A 13,722-nucleotide genomic window follows, 5' to 3' on the forward strand; every position below is an offset into this window, starting at 1 on the left:
GCACGGGGACGACAAATTGCGGTACTGAAACGGCCATGCTGCGTCGGACGCGCGAAGGCGGGCTAGCCGCCGCGCGCGGCGCGATTCTCAATCGACGGTATGGATGACGGGGCTGGCCAGCGGCGGCGAGGTGGCGGACAGCGCCGTGCCGGCTTCGGATGCGGGTGCCGCCGGTGTCTGGATCGTCAGCGTCGGCGGCGCGGAGTCGGCCGGCGGCGGGGCGATCGATGGGTCGCCGGGATTAGCGGCGGAATGGTCGGTTGAACTGATCGTATTCGTGCTGGCGGGCGGGGCGTCGTCGCTGCACGCTCCCGCTAGCGCGCACAGCGCGATCACCGCGATGGCGCCCGTCAAACGTTTGCGACGGGGCGCACGACTCGGCTTCGACACGAAGGGCATGGCACTGTCTCCTGGCGGGGAAGGGATGCCTCGCAATCGATGTGCCGAGGTCAGCGATGCAGCAGCATAATCGCCGATCCGTGTAATTTTTATGAAGTATCGGTAACAGACGGGCGCCGCTTATCGTTGTGCGCGCACGAACGCCGCGATGGCGTCGTTGAGTGCGGCGGGCGCGTCGCGATGCGGCGAGTGTCCGCATGCGTCGAGCTTCACGAGTTGCGCGTGCGGCACGCGCGCGGCGATCGTGTCGATCTGCGCCATCGTGCCGTAGTTGTCGTCGTGGCCCTGGATCGCGAGCAGCGGTCGACGGATCGGCGCGAGCGCCTCGACGATCGACCAGCGCCTGAACGCAGGGTCGAGCCAGATATCGTTCCAGCCGTAGAACGCGGAATCGACGTCCGCGTGATAGCGGGCGAGCTTCGCGCGAAGATCGGTGGTTTCGTAAAGCTGCTTCGTATGGGCGATGCTTTGCACCGAGATGTCTTCGACGAATACGTGCGGCGCGATCACGACCGCGCCCGCGAGCGCATCGGGGTACAGCGCCGCATACAGCAGCGCGATCGAGCCGCCGTCGCTATGACCGATCACCCACATGCGTTGGCGTTGGCGCAGGTCGATATCGAGCGCGTCGAGCAGGGTGGGGAGGATGTCGCGCGCCTGGGCGGTCATGAAATCGACCGGCCATTTGTCGTCAGATGCACGCGCTGTCGAGAGTCCGTAGCCTGGCCGCGAATAGACGAGCCCGCGCATGCCGAGTCGCGCGCACAACGTCTGCGGCCAGTCGCGCCACATCGCGATCGAGCCGAGACCTTCGTGCAGGAATACCGCGATCGGCGAATCGTCCTGCTGAGCATTCGCCTGCTCGTTGACCCAGCGGTACTCGATGCGCAGCGGTCCATGCGACGCGCTCGCCGGCAGTTCGGCAAGGCGGCTGGCGGCACTCGCGGAGGAAGTGGCAGGGGCGGTACCTCGGTTCTGCATCAATGAATCACCTATGACTGTTCGCGTAGCTTGAAGCGTTGAATCTTGCCGGTGGCGGTCTTCGGCAGATCGTCGGTGAACACGATATCGCGCGGGTACTTGTGCGGCGCGAGCCGTTCCTTGACGAAGGTCTTCAGTTCCTCGGCGAGCAGGTCGGACGGCATGAAGTCGCGCTTGAGCACGACGAACGCGCGCGTTTTCACGAGCCCGCCATGATCGACGCCGACCACCGCCGCTTCGAGCACCGCCGGATGCGCGACGAGCACCATCTCGACCTCGACCGGCGACACATACTGGCCGCTCACTTTCAGCATGTCGTCGCTGCGGCCCGCGTAGACATAGCAGCCGTTCGTGAGACGCCGATATTTGTCGCCGCTTCTGATCCATTCGCCGAGAAACGTCGCGCGCGTTTTCTCGCGATTGCTCCAGTACATCAGCGCCGCGCTCGGCCCCTTGATGAACAGATCGCCGACTTCGCCATCGGGCACCGGCCGCCCGGCTTCGTCGCGCAACTCGACTTCGTAGCCCGGCACGGGGCGCCCGGTCGTGCCGTATTCGACTTCGCCCGCGCGATTCGACAGGAAGATGTGCAGCATTTCCGTCGAGCCGATGCCATCGAGAATCTCGGCGCCGAAGTGCGCGGTGAAGCGTTCGCCGACGTCGCGTGGCAACGCCTCGCCGGCCGACGCGCACACGCGGATCGCGACGTCGGCGCGCGCGGGCAGGTTGGGCGACACCAGCATGTTCGCGTACAAGGTCGGCACGCCGTAGAACACGGTCGGGCGGTGCCGGACGAGGCGCGCGAAAATCGCCTCGGCGGTCGGGCGCTCGGCCATCAGGATCGCGGTCGCGCCGACCGACAGCGGAAACGTCAGCGCGTTGCCGAGCCCATATGCAAAGAACAGTTTCGCCGCCGAAAACACCACGTCGCTCTCGACGATGCCGAGCACCGGCTTCGCATACAGCTCGGCGGTCCAGTACAGATTCGCGTGCGTATGGACGGTGCCTTTCGGCTTGCCGGTCGAGCCCGACGAATAAAGCCAGAACGCGACGTCGTCCGCGTTGCTTGCACAGCCTTTGCCGGCGGGTAGCGCGGTGTCGACCAGCGTTTCGAAGCGGGGCGCCGCGAGCGGCGCTTCGGTGGAGGCGTGAGGCTGCGAGACGATCGGTTGGCAGCCGTCGTCGTCGATGCTGCTCAGCGCCTCCGTCACGTTAGGTAGCAATGGTTCCGATACGATCACCGCTCGCGCGTGGCTGTGCGTCAGCATGTACGTATAGTCGGCGGCGCTCAGCAAGGTGTTCGCGACGACCGGCACGATGCCGGCGTAAAGCGCGCCGAGAAATGCGACCGGCAGCGATACGGTGTCGAGCATCACGAGCAGCACGCGTTCCTCGGGATGTACGCCGAGCGCACGCAGTGCGCTGGCGCAGCGCCGCGCGCGCTGTTCGAGTTCGCCGTAGGTCATCGCGCCGTAGTCGTCGATATAGGCGACTTTGCTCGCGCGCGCTTCGTTCAACTGGAACAGATGCCTCGCGAAGTTGAACAGCGGGGGCGGCGGCGCAACCGGCTCGCGCGCGCTCGTTTCCAGCAGGGCTTCCATATGTTTCCTCCATCCATGGACACGGTCCGGCTCTTGTGTGATCGTGATCTGCTCGCGGCTCACGCGCGCGTGAATTCGATCGCCCCTTGCGGCAGCAGATACAGCACCAGCGCCCGGCCGTTCGCGACGCTCGGACGATGCGCCGAGCCGGGGCCGTACACGCACCAGCCGGCCGGATGGCCGTCGAACGTCGCGCCGTCGGTGAGGGGCACGATCAGATCGATCTCGCCGTGCGGATGGACGTGGTGCGGACCGGCAATGTCCTGCATGTCGACGACGTCGACGGAAAAGCCGTGCGTGTCGGGCAGCGCCGTGAAGATGCGGCCGTAGCGGATGCCGCCGGCCTCGCGGTTGCACAGCCAGCCTTTGGCGACGCCGCTGCGGCATGCGTTCGCGAGTTCGTGAAAGGTGGGGCTGTCGGCGGCCCAGGTGTCGTTCAGCCAGTCCGCGAGCGCGGCGTCGAGCGGCTGCCCGGCGACTTGCCCAGTGACGCCTGCGATCAGGCGCCGGAATTCGTGTGGGGACATGCGAGCCTCCAGAAGCGCGCTCACGCAGGCCGGCCGCCGGCCGCCGGAACTTGGGTGCATGCGTATTGCGGCGCCGTCTCCGTGACGCGGCCGGAATGCCAAGGCGGCGCGCGACTGTGTTTGTGATTGGATCAGCTTTTGGCGAAAATTAAACCGTTCACCTGGTGCGTGTCAAGCACTATAGTACATGTATCGTAGTCACGAGGTCGCAAAACATGAATCAAAAGTACCCTCCCGCACCGTTGGACGAAACCGACGACGACGCGGCCCGCGCCGAACGCACCGAGCGCGCGGGTGAACGCACGGCCGAACGTGGCGGCGAGCGCGAAGAACGCGATCCGTTCCTGACCGCGATGGGCGAGCGTGTGCGTCTGCTGCGCGCGCGCCGCGGCATGACGCGCAAGACGCTGGCGGCCGAAACCGGTTTGTCGGAGCGGCATCTGGCGAACCTCGAATCGGGCGTCGGCAATGCGTCGGTGCTGGTGCTGCGGCAGCTCGCGGCCACGCTGAACTGCCCGCTCGCCGAGGTGATCGGCGACGAAACCACCGCGTCCGCCGAATGGCTGCTGATCCGCGAGCTGCTGCAGGGGCGCGACCAGGCGGCACTGCAGCGCGCGCGCATCGCGCTTGCCGAGATGTTCGCGCAGGCGCCGCGCGACCCGCACCGCAAGGACCGCATCGCGCTGATCGGCCTGCGCGGCGCGGGTAAGTCGACGCTCGGGCGCATGCTCGCGCAGGAGCGCAAGGTGCCGTTCATCGAGCTCACGCGCGTGATCGAACAGCTCGCGGGCTGTCCGCCGTCGGAGATTCATTCGCTGTACGGCGCGAGCGCGTATCGACGCTACGAGCAACGCGCGCTGGAGGCGGTGATCCACGAGCATCCGCACGCGGTGATCGCGTCGCCGGGTGGGCTCGTGTCGGAATCGGGCACGTTCAACGTGCTGCTGTCGCACTGCTTCACCGTGTGGTTGCAGGCGACGCCCGAGGAACATATGCGCCGCGTCGTCGCGCAAGGCGATCTGCGGCCGATGTCCGGCAACCGCGAGGCGATGGACGACCTGAAGCGCATCCTCGCCGGGCGCGCCGAGCTGTACGGACGCGCGGACATGTCGTTCGACACCAGCGAAAGGACGCTCGCCGATGCGTACCTGCAGTTGCGCGACCGTCTCGCCGCGCGTCTCGCGGCGGAAGCCCCCGACGAGGCGCGCGTGAACTGACCGATCGCGGGCGCCAGGGTTTCCCCGTAAAAATGCACTAAAGTGCTTTACGCTGGCGTGACGATGCACTATTGTTCAAAAAACAGATTGCATCGTCCAGTCAGGAGACGCCCCATGTCCACAGCACCCACCGCCGTTGCTCAGGCCGCGCCGGTCGACTATCGCACCGACCCGTCGCAGTACAAGCATTGGAAGCTCAGCTTCAACGGTCCGGTCGCGACGCTCGGCATCGACATCGCCGAGGACGGCGGCATTCGCGACGGCTACAAGCTGAAGCTCAATTCGTATGATCTCGGCGTCGACATCGAGCTGCACGACGCGATTCAGCGCATTCGCTTCGAGCATCCGGAAGTCCGCACGGTGGTGGTGACGAGCCTGAAGGACCGGGTGTTCTGCTCGGGCGCGAATATCTTCATGCTGGGGCTGTCATCGCACGCGTGGAAGGTCAACTTCTGCAAATTCACGAACGAAACGCGCAACGGGCTCGAAGATGCGTCGCGCCATTCGGGGCTGAGGTTTCTCGCCGCGGTGAACGGCGCGTGCGCGGGCGGCGGTTATGAACTCGCGCTCGCCTGCGATGAAATCTATCTGATCGACGATCGTTCCTCTTCGGTGTCTCTGCCGGAAGTGCCGCTGCTCGGCGTGCTGCCCGGCACCGGCGGACTCACGCGCGTGACCGACAAGCGCAAGGTGCGCCACGATCGCGCGGATATCTTCTGCACGGTGGTCGAGGGCGTGCGCGGCGAACGCGCGAAGGCCTGGCGTCTCGTCGACGAAGTCGTGAAGCCGAACCAGTTCGAGCAGGCCATTCAGGCGCGTGCGCTCGAACTCGGCGCGCACAGCGATCGTCCGGCCGGAGCGCCGGGCGTCGCGCTCACGCGCATCGAACGCACGGATCGCGAAGCTGGCCTCAGCTATCAGACGGTCGACGTCACGATCGATCGCGCGAAACGTATGGCGACCTTCACCGCGCGCGCGCCACAGAGCGGGCAACCGACCGACCTCGCCGCGATCGCCGCGGCTGGCGCCAACTGGTGGCCGCTGCGATTCGCGCGCGAACTCGACGACGCGATCCTCTCGATGCGCACCAACGCGCTCGACATCGGCACCTGGGTGTTCAAGACCGAAGGCGACGCGCGCCACCTGCTCGCGGTCGATGCGACGCTGCTGCAGCACCGGGATCACTGGTTCGTGCGCGAAACGATCGGCATGCTGCGTCGCACGCTCGCGCGCCTCGACGTGTCGTCGCGCTCCATCTTCACGCTGATCGAGCCGGGTTCATGCTTCGCCGGCACGTTCGCGGAACTCGCGTTCGCCGCCGATCGCACCTACATGGCCGCGCTGCCCGACAACGAGGACGAGGAGCCGGCGATCACGCTGTCGGAAGTCAACTTCGGCCTGTATCCGATGGTGACGCATCAGTCGCGGCTCGCGCGGCGCTTCTACGAGGAAGCCGAGCCGCTCGACGCGGCGCGCGCGCTGATCGGCCAGCCGGTCAAGGCGCTCGACGCGGAGCGCCTCGGTCTCGTCACCGCGTCGCCTGACGATATCGATTGGGCCGACGAAATCCGCATCGCACTCGAAGAACGCGCGGCGATGTCGCCCGATGCCTTGACCGGCCTCGAAGCGAATCTGCGCTTCAATGGGCCGGAGACGATGGAGACGCGCATTTTCGGCCGTCTCACCGCCTGGCAGAACTGGATTTTCAACCGGCCGAACGCAGTGGGCGAGAAGGGTGCGCTCAAGGTGTACGGCAAGGGCAGCAAGGCGCAATTCGATGTGTCGCGCGTGTGAGATGCGCCGCGCTCACTCCGACTAAACGACGCCGCCTGCCGATACGCGCCTCTCGCCACTGCAGCTTCCGAACAGGGAATTGACCCAGGGAACCGACCATGTCCTCGATCAACTACAGCGAAAAGATTCCGAACAACGTCAACCTCGCCGACGACCGCGCGCTGCAACGCGCGCTCGAACAATGGCAGCCGAACTTTCTGTCATGGTGGGGCGAGATGGGCCCGGAAGGCTCGCACGGTTACGACGTGTATCTGCGCACCGCGGTCAGCGTCGATGCGGGCGGCTGGGCGCACTTCGACTACGTGAAGATGCCCGAGTACCGCTGGGGCATTTTCCTCACGCCGGGCGAGCAGGATCGCACGATCCACTTTGGCGAGCACAAGGGCGAAGCCGCGTGGCAGGACGTGCCCGGCGAGCATCGCGCGAACCTGCGCCGCATCATCGTCACGCAGGGCGATACGGAACCGGCCTCGGTCGAGCAGCAGCGTCACCTCGGTTTGACCGCGCCGTCGCTGTACGATCTGCGCAACCTGTTCCAGGTCAACGTCGAGGAAGGCCGTCACTTGTGGGCGATGGTGTACCTGCTGCATCGCTACTTCGGCCGCGACGGTCGTGAGGAAGCCGAAGCCTTGCTCGGCCGCCGCTCCGGCGACGAGGACAACCCGCGCATTCTCGGCGCGTTCAACGAGAAAACGCCGGACTGGCTCGCGTTCTACATGTTCACGTACTTCACCGACCGCGACGGCAAGTTCCAGTTGTCGGCGCTCGCGGAGTCGGGCTTCGATCCGCTCGCGCGCACGACGAAGTTCATGCTGACCGAGGAAGCGCATCACATGTTCGTCGGCGAATCGGGCGTGTCGCGCGTGATCCAGCGCACCGCTCAGGTGATGAACGAACTCGGCACCGACGACGTCGCGAAGATCCGCGCGGCGGGCGTGATCGATCTGCCGACCATCCAGCGCTATCTGAACTTCCATTACTCGGTCACGATCGACCTGTTCGGCGCCGATCATTCGTCGAACGCGGCGACGTTCTATAGCTCGGGTCTGAAGGGCCGCTACGAGGAAGGCAAGCGCGACGACGATCATCGCCTGAACGAGCATGCTTACAAGCTGCTCGACGTGCAGGACGGCAAGCTCGTCGAGCGCGAAGTGCCGATGCTCAACGCGATGAACGAAGTGCTGCGCGACGATTACATCAAGGACTCGGTTGCGGGCGTTGGGCGCTGGAACAAGGTGCTCGAGAAGGCCGGCGTCGACTTTCGCATGACGGTGCCGCACAAGGCGTTCAACCGGCAGATCGGCACGTTCGCCGGCACGCGGGTGTCGCCGGACGGCCGCGTGCTCAGCGAAGCCGAATGGGCCGCCAACGAAGCGAACTGGCTCGCCACGCCGGAAGACCGCGCGTTCGTCGCTTCGCTGATGGGCTGCGTCGCCGAGCCGGGCAAGTTCGCGAACTGGATCGCGCCGCCCGCGATGGGCGTGAACCGTCAGCCGGTCGATTTCGAATACGTGCGCTTCAACTGAAGCAGGCGAAGCACGAAAGGCGCGCTGCACGCGCGCCGTATTACCAGGTGGAGGAAGTCATGAACGGGCCAGTATCGGTCGAAGTTCTGCGGCAGCATCTGATCGATCCGGAGATCTGCATTCGCTGCAATACCTGCGAAGAGACCTGTCCGGTCGATGCGATCACGCACGACGACAACAACTACGTCGTGAAGGCCGATGTCTGCAACGGCTGCATGGCCTGCGTGCCGCCGTGCCCGACCGGCGCGATCGACAACTGGCGCACCGTGCTGAAGGCCGACGCGTATTCGATCGACGAGCAGTTTACGTGGGACGTGTTGCCGGAGCAGAACACGATGGCGGTGCCGGCTGAAGAACCGGTGGCCGCGTCTACCGCGGGCGACAGCGCCGCCGAAGCGGACGGCATCGAAGTGGATACCGTGCGCGGCGCGCTCGTGCCGCCGTGGTCGGCCGCGAAGCCGTACGTGAATCTCTACACGCATAAGGCGCCTACCACCGCGACGGTGGTCGGCAACTACCGGCTCACCGACAGCGCGACGTCGAGCGACATCCATCACATCGTGCTCGATTTCGGCTCGATGCCGTTTCCGGTGCTCGAAGGCCAGTCGATCGGCATTCTGCCGCCGGGAGCTGCCGCCGACGGCCGCGTGCATCACGCGCGCCAGTACTCGATCGCGAGTCCGCGCGATGGCGAGCGGCCCGGCTATAACAACGTGTCGCTGACGGTCAAGCGGGTGTCGCAGCAGCACGGCGACGCGATCGACGGCGTGTGCTCGAACTATCTGTGCGATCTGAAGAAGGGCGACGTGGTCAACGTGATCGGTCCGTTCGGCAGCACCTTCCTGATGCCGAATCATCCGAACTCGCATCTGCTGATGATCTGCACGGGCACCGGTTCCGCGCCGATGCGCGCGATGACCGAGTATCGCCGCCGCAAGCGCCTCAAAGGCGCGACCGGCAAGCTGATGCTGTTCTTCGGCGCGCGTACCGAGGAGGAGCTGCCGTACTTTGGACCGCTGACGAATCTGCCGAAGGATTTCATCGACACCACGCTCGCGTTTTCGCGCACGCCGGGACAGGCGAAGCGCTACGTGCAGGACGCAATGCGCGAACGTTCGGCCGACGTCGCGAACCTGCTGAAGGACGACAACACCTATATCTACGTGTGCGGCCTCAAGGGCATGGAGGACGGTGTGCTGCAGGCGCTCAAGGATATCGGCGAGCAGCATCAGCTCGATTGGGAAGCGTTGTGGGCGAAGCTGAAGCGGGAAGGGCGGCTGCATCTGGAGACGTACTGAGCGGCGCGCCGACACGCCGACCCACACCGAAAGCTGCGCGAAAAGGCTCCGCAAAGGCTCGTGAAAGCATGAGCGCTTGCGGGGCCTGTTTGCCTGCGCCATCTGCTTGACGGAAGAGCGCAGCGGCTGACCTGTGCGGATCGACGCACCGCGCGCGAAGCGCTTTGAAAATCGCGGACGGTTTGCTACAGTCGGCCCACACAGCCGGCCGCACGCCGGCACTCCCCGCCAAACGCGGCAGTCCGCCACCTGCGCAGGCACTCAGACGGAGCCGTCCGATGAAGCCGATTCGTTCACTTGCGATGATTGCGCTGTTGCAGGCAGCACTCGCGCATCCGGCTAGTGCCGACGATCTCGCGCGGATCAAGGCATCGGGCGTGTTCCGGATCGGCACCGAAGGTACGTACGCCCCGTTCACCTACCACGACGACGCGGGCAAGCTGACCGGCTTCGACGTCGAGCTTGGGAGCGCGATCGCGCAGCGTCTCGGCGTCAAGCCGCAATTCATCGAAGGCAAATGGCAAGGACTGATCGCCGGTCTCGACGTCAATCGCTACGACGCGGTGATCAACGAGGTCGCGATCACCGACGAGCGCAAGCTCAAATACGATTACTCGGACCCGTACATCACGTCGCACGCGGTGCTGATCGTCGCATCGGGCAACACGACGATCAAATCTTTCGACGACCTGAAGGGCCGCAAATCGGCCAATACGCTGACCAGCAACGTCGGCAGGATCGCGGCCGCGCACGGCGCGCAGGTGATTCCGGCGCAGGGCTTCGACGAATCGATCGAGCTGCTCCTCGCGGGCCGCGTCGACGCGACCGTCAACGATTCATTGTCGTTTCTCGACTACAGGAAGCGCGAGCCCGAGGCGAGGATCAAGGTCGTCGCGGTCGATACGTCGCCCGATAGCAGCGACAAGTCGGCCGTACTGATCCGCAAGGGCAATCCGAAGCTGCGCCTGGCGATCGACGAAGCGCTCGCCGGCATGAGAAAAGACGGTACGTATCAGCGGATTTCGCTGAAGTACTTCGGCCGGGACGTGTTTCATTGACCGTCGGCCGAAACGTTGACGCGGATAAATCCACATTAAAAAAGAAGGGGCGTCGAAACGCCCCTTCTTGGTTGTCGTCAGCCCGTCGAACCTGCGGCGTGCCGCACGTTCGACGCGGCAGACGCTGGCCTCACACCGTCGCGTCGCTCAGCGCGGCGTCGAAGAAGCGCTCCTGGGCATCCGTGTTCACGCGTGCATACGCGCGGTTCACGCCGCTGATCACCGCGCGGATCGACGCGGTGATCAGGTTCGCATCGACACCGACGCCGAACGCGCCGCCGGCCACATCGGCGCCGGCCATTTCGGCGATCGCGATCGCGCGCGCATCGGCGCCCTGCGTGAGCGCGCGTTCCTCGTAGTGCTGGATGCGCACGGGCACGTCGAAGGCGTGCATCAGCGCGTCGAGCGGGCCGTTGCCGGCGCCGCCCAGCACTCGCGGCGTGCCGTTGATTTCGACGTTGAGCTTGATGTGCTCGCGGCCGTCATGCTCGGACAGGCTGTGGCTGATATAGCGGACCGGCTCGGCCGTGCGCACGTATTCCTGCTGGAACAGTTCCCAGATCTGCGCGGGCGTGACTTCCTGGCCGCTCTGGTCGGTGAAGCGCTGCACGGCCGAGCTGAAATCGACCTGCAGGCGGCGCGGCAACACGACGCCGTAGCTCTGCTCGAGCAGGTACGCGATACCGCCCTTGCCCGACTGGCTGTTCACGCGAATCACGGAGTCGTAGGTTCGGCCGAGGTCGCTCGGATCGATCGGCATGTACGGCACTTCCCAGATCGCGTCCGGCTTCTGCGCGGCGAAGCCCTTCTTGATCGCGTCCTGGTGCGAGCCCGAGAACGCGGTGAAGACGAGATCGCCGACATACGGATGACGCGGATGCACCGGCAACTGCGTGCATTCCTCGGCCGTGCGCGCGACTTCGTTGATGTTCGAGAAATCGAGCTCGGGGTCGACGCCCTGCGTGTACAGGTTCAACGCGAGCGTGACGAGGTCGACGTTGCCGGTGCGCTCGCCGTTGCCGAACAGACAACCTTCGACGCGATCCGCGCCAGCCATCACCGCGAGCTCCGCGGCCGCGACGGCCGTGCCGCGGTCGTTATGCGGGTGGACGGAGACGATCAGCGAGTCGCGGCGCGCGAGATTGCGGTGCATCCATTCGATCTGGTCGGCGTAGACGTTCGGCGTGGCCATTTCGACGGTGGCCGGCAGATTGACGATCGCCTTGTGCTCGGGCGTCGGTTGCCAGATGTCGAACACCGCGTCGCAGACTTCCTTCGCGAATTCGAGTTCGGTGCCGCTGAACACTTCCGGGCTGTATTGCAGCGTGAAGTGCGTGTCCGGTTGCGCGTCGGCGAGGCGTTTCATCGTGCGCGCGGCCTTCTGCGCGAGTTCGATCACGCCGCTCCTTTCGAGGCCGAACACGATCTTGCGGAATTCCGGCGCGGTCGCGTTGTACAGATGGACGATCGCGCGCGGGGCGCCGCGCAACGATTCGAAAGTACGCTCGATCAGATCGTCGCGCGCCTGCGTGAGCACTTCGATCGTCACGTCGTCGGGAATATGGCCGCCCTCGATCAGCTCGCGCACGAAGTTGAAATCGGTCAGCGACGCCGACGGAAACGCGACTTCGATTTCCTTGAAGCCGATCTGCACCAGCGTCTTGAACATGCGCATCTTGCGCTCGGCGTTCATCGGCTCGAACAGCGCCTGGTTGCCGTCGCGCAGATCGGTGCTCATCCAGATCGGCGCGCGCGTGATGGTGCGCGACGGCCACTGGCGATCCGTCAAATTGATCGGCTTGAACGAACGGTACTTGGTAGCAGGGTTTTTCAACATTTTCATCATCCGGGGGAGAGACCGTGGAATGGGTGTCGACCGGACGACGAAAACGCGATACTGGGCCGCCGGTCGGAAACCGGGGCTGGGTCAGTTACTGGGGATTCAAGCGATGCTTCGGTGTATCAGAGAGAAGCGGACGCGCGCAGCAGCAGACCTAGCCCGGTAGAGCGGGCTAGTAGTAGCGATAGGGTGGTCTGGGCGCGGTACATAGTGCGCAATAGGAACATATTATTGAGAAAGCGTCAAGGGCCGAGGTGGAGTGGGCCGCGGCCTGCTCGGCTGCAGAAGGGGGCGAGCGGCCGCTCGTATGGAAGGTGCCGTGGGACGCTCGCGCGGCACTCGATTCAGGGGTGAGCTCACGAGGCGTCGTCAATTCACAGAGCAGGAGGTGAACATGAAAAGGGTAGCGAAGATATCCAGCCTCGCGAGGATCTGCGCGTGCGCGGCGTTGGCATGTGGGTTCGTCGGGCAGGCCGGCGCGCAGGGGCTCAGCGCGCAGAACGACATGAACGCGCCGCAGAACAGTACGCGTCTGATCCCGCAGGCGGCGCGCGGCAGCGAGTATCCGACGCATGGCAACCAGCAGGCGGGCGAGCTGAATCTGAATCCGACCGATCCGCGTGCGCAACTGGTCAACGGCTTGCCGAACAACGCGAGCGCGGGCGGCTATGGCGCGCCGCTGGCGGGCCTGCGTACTTACGTGCAACCGACCCAGCCGGCGAATTGAGACTGGCGAAGCAGGATCGGCAGACGAAGACTACGACGCTGAAGGCGGCAAGCTGAAGCCGGTGCGTGCCGCGCAGTCTTCGTCGACGCCCCGCGTTGATCACGCGCCGGACAAAAGTCGCAACGTATCGCTGTTCACAATCACCGATACGCCTATCGTGAGGAGGATCAGCGGCAGCAGCGCCGAGCCGTATCGTCGGATCGGCGCGCCGAGCAACGGATGGTCGACCAGCCATGCCGCGCCCGCGCACCAGAGCCCGATCATCACGACGAACACGAGCGAAACCAGCGCGTTCTCGGCGGGCGTACGACTCGCGTATAGCGGCACGTAGACGGCGAGGTTGTCCGAGCCGTTGGCGATGGCGACGCTCGCGACGGTCCAGCTCGATGAGCCGCGAACGGATGGCGGAGCGCTTGCGCGGCTGTCCTCGCTATCTTCGCTGGCGTTGCGCCGCGCGTGGCCGGGACCGAAGCGCTGCCAGGCCTTGTGCAGGCCCACGACGATCGGCAGCAAGCCGAGCAGGCCCACATAACCGGCCGGCAGGCGCGTGAGCAAGGCCGCGAGCACGAGCGCCGCGGCGACGAGGATCAAAGAGCCCGCGTACTGTCCCGCAACCACGCGGCGCCGCTCCACGCCCGTTTCGGTCAGAAAGCCGAGCAGCACGAACAGGTTGTCGATATTGGTCGCGGCGTAGGCGACGATCGCGAGCAGGACGAGGCTGAGCATGAAGAAGCCGAGATCGTTACCGGGGGTA

General features: G+C 65.3%; 12 protein-coding genes. 6 read left to right on the plus strand and 6 right to left on the minus strand.

Annotated elements, in window-relative coordinates; translation table 11 throughout:
- Nucleotides 1-87: 87 nt before the first annotated feature.
- The 4 genes from F6X40_RS43425 to F6X40_RS01385 form a co-directional block, all read right to left on the minus strand.
- Entirely contained in the window at nt 88-399 is a 312-nt protein-coding gene (locus F6X40_RS43425) for a hypothetical protein (RefSeq protein ID WP_409340054.1), read from the minus strand.
- Between the two features lie 120 nt (nt 400-519).
- Nucleotides 520-1,380 carry an alpha/beta fold hydrolase gene (locus tag F6X40_RS01375; protein ID WP_187626575.1) on the minus strand — a complete coding sequence of 287 codons (861 nt, stop codon included), beginning with the start codon at nt 1,378-1,380 and terminating at the stop codon, nt 520-522.
- 11 nt (nt 1,381-1,391) lie between these two features.
- Entirely contained in the window at nt 1,392-2,981 is a 1,590-nt protein-coding gene (locus F6X40_RS01380) for a benzoate-CoA ligase family protein (protein ID WP_187626576.1), read from the minus strand.
- 59 nt (nt 2,982-3,040) lie between these two features.
- Nucleotides 3,041-3,508 carry a DUF4863 family protein gene (locus tag F6X40_RS01385; RefSeq protein WP_187626577.1) on the minus strand — a complete coding sequence of 156 codons (468 nt, stop codon included), beginning with the start codon at nt 3,506-3,508 and terminating at the stop codon, nt 3,041-3,043.
- 215 nt (nt 3,509-3,723) lie between these two features.
- On the opposite strand from F6X40_RS01385, the gene F6X40_RS01390 reads away from it, so the two are divergent.
- From F6X40_RS01390 to F6X40_RS01410, 5 genes are all read left to right on the plus strand, one after another.
- Nucleotides 3,724-4,725, plus strand: coding sequence for a helix-turn-helix transcriptional regulator (locus tag F6X40_RS01390; RefSeq protein ID WP_187626578.1), 1,002 nt, complete (start codon nt 3,724-3,726; stop codon nt 4,723-4,725).
- 114 nt (nt 4,726-4,839) lie between these two features.
- Nucleotides 4,840-6,519 carry a 2,3-epoxybenzoyl-CoA dihydrolase gene (boxC, locus tag F6X40_RS01395; RefSeq protein ID WP_187626579.1) on the plus strand — a complete coding sequence of 560 codons (1,680 nt, stop codon included), beginning with the start codon at nt 4,840-4,842 and terminating at the stop codon, nt 6,517-6,519.
- Between the two features lie 98 nt (nt 6,520-6,617).
- Nucleotides 6,618-8,045: a benzoyl-CoA 2,3-epoxidase subunit BoxB gene (boxB, locus tag F6X40_RS01400; protein ID WP_187626580.1), complete on the plus strand. Its 1,428-nt coding sequence runs from the start codon at nt 6,618-6,620 to the stop codon at nt 8,043-8,045.
- Nucleotides 8,046-8,104: 59 nt separating this feature from the next.
- Nucleotides 8,105-9,343: a benzoyl-CoA 2,3-epoxidase subunit BoxA gene (gene boxA / locus F6X40_RS01405; protein WP_187626581.1), complete on the plus strand. Its 1,239-nt coding sequence runs from the start codon at nt 8,105-8,107 to the stop codon at nt 9,341-9,343.
- Between the two features lie 278 nt (nt 9,344-9,621).
- Entirely contained in the window at nt 9,622-10,401 is a 780-nt protein-coding gene (locus F6X40_RS01410) for an amino acid ABC transporter substrate-binding protein (RefSeq protein ID WP_187626582.1), read from the plus strand.
- A gap of 130 nt (nt 10,402-10,531) precedes the next feature.
- On the opposite strand, the gene leuA is transcribed toward F6X40_RS01410, so the two are convergent.
- Nucleotides 10,532-12,238: a 2-isopropylmalate synthase gene (leuA, locus tag F6X40_RS01415; RefSeq protein WP_187626583.1), complete on the minus strand. Its 1,707-nt coding sequence runs from the start codon at nt 12,236-12,238 to the stop codon at nt 10,532-10,534.
- Between the two features lie 397 nt (nt 12,239-12,635).
- Between leuA and F6X40_RS01420 the strand changes: the two genes are divergently transcribed.
- Nucleotides 12,636-12,968 carry a hypothetical protein gene (locus tag F6X40_RS01420; protein ID WP_187626584.1) on the plus strand — a complete coding sequence of 111 codons (333 nt, stop codon included), beginning with the start codon at nt 12,636-12,638 and terminating at the stop codon, nt 12,966-12,968.
- A 99-nt stretch (nt 12,969-13,067) separates the two neighbouring features.
- Here F6X40_RS01420 and F6X40_RS01425 read toward each other — a convergent pair whose 3' ends face one another.
- Nucleotides 13,068-13,694 (minus strand): cadmium resistance transporter, encoded by a 627-nt coding sequence (locus F6X40_RS01425; protein WP_187626691.1) that lies wholly within the window; start codon nt 13,692-13,694, stop codon nt 13,068-13,070.
- Nucleotides 13,695-13,722: the final 28 nt, after the last annotated feature.

This window comes from Paraburkholderia sp. UCT31, assembly GCF_014397655.1.
Taxonomy (GTDB): domain Bacteria; phylum Pseudomonadota; class Gammaproteobacteria; order Burkholderiales; family Burkholderiaceae; genus Paraburkholderia; species Paraburkholderia tuberum.

Coding starts and splice junctions, on each gene's coding strand:
- boxC (WP_187626579.1), top strand. CDS start 4,840: ATGTCCACAGCACCCACCGCCGTTGCTCAGGCCGCGCCGGTCGACTAT.
- F6X40_RS01380 (WP_187626576.1), bottom strand. CDS start 2,981: ATGGAAGCCCTGCTGGAAACGAGCGCGCGCGAGCCGGTTGCGCCGCCG.
- F6X40_RS01390 (WP_187626578.1), top strand. CDS start 3,724: ATGAATCAAAAGTACCCTCCCGCACCGTTGGACGAAACCGACGACGAC.
- F6X40_RS01420 (WP_187626584.1), top strand. CDS start 12,636: ATGAAAAGGGTAGCGAAGATATCCAGCCTCGCGAGGATCTGCGCGTGC.
- F6X40_RS01375 (WP_187626575.1), bottom strand. CDS start 1,380: ATGCAGAACCGAGGTACCGCCCCTGCCACTTCCTCCGCGAGTGCCGCC.
- leuA (WP_187626583.1), bottom strand. CDS start 12,238: ATGTTGAAAAACCCTGCTACCAAGTACCGTTCGTTCAAGCCGATCAAT.
- F6X40_RS01385 (WP_187626577.1), bottom strand. CDS start 3,508: ATGTCCCCACACGAATTCCGGCGCCTGATCGCAGGCGTCACTGGGCAA.
- F6X40_RS01425 (WP_187626691.1), bottom strand. CDS start 13,694: ATGCTCAGCCTCGTCCTGCTCGCGATCGTCGCCTACGCCGCGACCAAT.
- F6X40_RS01410 (WP_187626582.1), top strand. CDS start 9,622: ATGAAGCCGATTCGTTCACTTGCGATGATTGCGCTGTTGCAGGCAGCA.
- boxA (WP_187626581.1), top strand. CDS start 8,105: ATGAACGGGCCAGTATCGGTCGAAGTTCTGCGGCAGCATCTGATCGAT.
- boxB (WP_187626580.1), top strand. CDS start 6,618: ATGTCCTCGATCAACTACAGCGAAAAGATTCCGAACAACGTCAACCTC.
- F6X40_RS43425 (WP_409340054.1), bottom strand. CDS start 399: ATGCCCTTCGTGTCGAAGCCGAGTCGTGCGCCCCGTCGCAAACGTTTG.